The organism is Chryseobacterium mucoviscidosis (assembly GCF_002177115.1).
Lineage (GTDB): Bacteria > Bacteroidota > Bacteroidia > Flavobacteriales > Weeksellaceae > Chryseobacterium > Chryseobacterium mucoviscidosis.
Window position 1 is genome coordinate 1 of the sequence record NZ_MVAG01000053.1, and the last position, 215, is coordinate 215.

The following is a 215-nucleotide window of genomic DNA, read 5'->3' on the forward strand; positions in this document are numbered from 1 at the left end:
AACATGGCAACGGATTTTGTTATATTTTGATTGTATATTTTTCTTAAACTATCCGATAAATGGTAGATTTTTTCTAAGTCGGGATATTCTCTAAACAGGATCTTTACTCGTTTACTTTGATTTTCTGTCCATTTTTCTCTGCTTTTGTAAAGTAAATACCGGCTTCTTGCCAGAAGTTGTTTTCGGGTATCTCCGTTTTCAAAAATATGAATGTC

At 32.1% G+C, this 215-nt stretch carries 1 protein-coding gene; it reads right to left on the minus strand.

Going from position 1 to position 215, the window contains the following annotated elements:
• Positions 1-215: transposase (locus B0E34_RS01170; RefSeq protein WP_165762930.1), on the minus strand; the 215-nt coding region annotated here is incomplete at both ends.